Consider the following 2,272-nt stretch of genomic DNA (forward strand, 5'->3'; position numbering starts at 1 on the left):
AGCAACGAAGAAAATTCTTCTGTCAGTTGGAACCGATAAATCGGTCTCGATACCCTCAGCTGCGTTTAGCTCGTTGCCGGAGAATCCATTCAATCCAATATCAAGCATCCGAATGGCTTTCTGAAATGCTTCTTCGAATGTTCTTGCAATTGCCATAACCTCGCCGACAGACTTCATCTCAGAGCCAAGTTGAGTGCTTACCAGTTTAAATTTTTGTAAATCCCATCGAGGAAATTTTACAACTATGTAGTCAAGAGCTGGTTCAAAGCAAGCAGAAGTTTCTTTGGTGATGTTATTGACGATTTCATTAAGACTATAGCCGAGCATTAGTTTTGTCGCAACGAATGCAAGTGGATAGCCTGTAGCTTTTGACGCTAATGCAGAACTACGACTCAACCGCGCATTCACTTCAATTATTCTGTAGTCGTTTGTTTCAGGATTGAGTGCAAATTGAACATTACATTCACCAATAATTCCAAGGTGCCGAATCAGCTTGATGCCGATAGACCGCAGTTTGAAATTTTCTTCAGCCGATAAAGTTTGAAGAGGGGCAACAACAATGCTGTCGCCTGTATGAATACCCATCGGATCAATGTTTTCCATCGCACAGACTGAAATACAGTTGTTGAAACTGTCACGCACAATTTCATATTCTAATTCTTTCCAGCCATAAAGGGATTCTTCGATTAAAATTTGGTCAGTAAATTTAAAAGCCCGTTCAGCTTTTTTTATAAGTTCATCACGATCATTAACGATGCCTGATCCTAATCCTCCCAAAGCGTAAGCAATTCTCACCATCACAGGATACTTAATCCTCTCAGCGGCCGCGATGGCTTCTTCTACGCTGTTTACAGTTTTACTATTCGCAATTTTAAATCCAGCTTCTTCAACTCGCTTCGCAAATAAAAATCTATCTTCGGTATCCTTTATTGACTGAATCGGTGTGCCAAGAACGCTAACACTAAAATTCTCTAATATCCCTTTCTCATACAGCTCAACTCCAACGTTTAATGCTGTCTGTCCGCCAAATCCGAGAAGTATTCCATTGGGTTTTTCTTTTTCTATCACTCGTTCAACAACGTCTGTTCTTAAGGGAAGGAAATATACTTTATCGGCAAGATTTTCCGATGTCTGGATCGTAGCAATGTTTGGATTTACAAGAACAGATTCAATTCCGTCTTCTTTTAAAACTTTGATTGCCTGACTTCCGGAATAGTCGAACTCACCAGCTTGCCCGATTTGTAGAGCGCCGCTGCCGAGAATTAAAACCTTCTTTGGAAATCCCTTTTTCACCATTTAATTATCTCATTGCTCTAAGGAAAAGATCAAATATGAATTCTGTATCATCCGGACCCGGAGACGCTTCAGGATGAAATTGTGCACCGAAGAATGGTTTATAAATGTGCATTATTCCTTCATTAGTTCGGTCATTATCATTTGTAAACCATTCACGCCAATCTTCAGGTAAAGTTTTTGAGTCAATCGCATATCCATGATTTTGAGAAGTGATATAACACCTTTTCGTACCGACTTCATTAACAGGCTGGTTATGACTTCGATGACCGTATTTTAATTTATATGTTTTCGCTCCCGCTGCAAGTGCAAGTATTTGCGAACCGAGACAGATTCCAAGAATTGGGATTTCAAACTCAATTGCTTTTTTAGTTTGTTCGATTAGCTCTACACAAAGTTTAGGATCGCCCGGACCATTAGAAAGAAGAATACCATCGGGATTCTCTTTTAAAAAGTCTTCTCCATATGGAATGCGAATTACAGTTATATTTCTTCTAAGAAATGCTTGAATGATATTGTGTTTAACTCCGCAATCAATAAGCGCAATTGCCTTTTCCCCTTTTTGATAAACAATTTTCTCTATACACGAAGCCTCTTTAGCAAGAAGTCGCAGGTTTGGATCTTCAAAGTGTAAATCGTTTTTTGCGGAACTTACAATTTTACCAAGCATGCTGCCTTTTACTCTAAGCTTTTGTGTTAGCTTTCTTGTATCTACTCCATAGATACCTGGAATTTTTTCTAATAGCATCCATTCATGAAGCGATTGTTTTGCATCCCAATGAGAATAGTTCCTAGAATAGTCAGAAATTATCAAACCCCGTACTTGAATTTTGTCCGATTCGAAATTTTTTAGAAGTTCATTTTCCAGTTCTCTTCCTGGTACGCCATAATTACCGACCAATGGATAGGTTAAAACGAGTATTTGTCCATGATACGAAGGGTCTGTAATTGTTTCAGGGTAACCTACCATTCCGGTATT

The 2,272-nt window shown here is 39.0% G+C and carries 2 protein-coding genes; both read right to left on the reverse strand.

Annotation, left to right across the window (positions count from 1 at the left end):
* On the reverse strand, positions 1-1,296 hold a 1,296-nt coding region (gene carB / locus FJ213_13385), incomplete at its 3' end, for a carbamoyl-phosphate synthase large subunit (protein ID MBM4177145.1).
* Positions 1,297-1,300: 4 nt separating this feature from the next.
* Positions 1,301-2,272, reverse strand: a 972-nt coding sequence (gene carA / locus FJ213_13390; GenBank protein ID MBM4177146.1) for a glutamine-hydrolyzing carbamoyl-phosphate synthase small subunit, incomplete at its 5' end; no start/stop codon positions are given.

The sequence above is a fragment of the Ignavibacteria bacterium genome (assembly GCA_016873845.1).
In the GTDB taxonomy this organism is placed as follows: Bacteria; Bacteroidota; Ignavibacteria; order Ch128b; family Ch128b; genus JAHJVF01.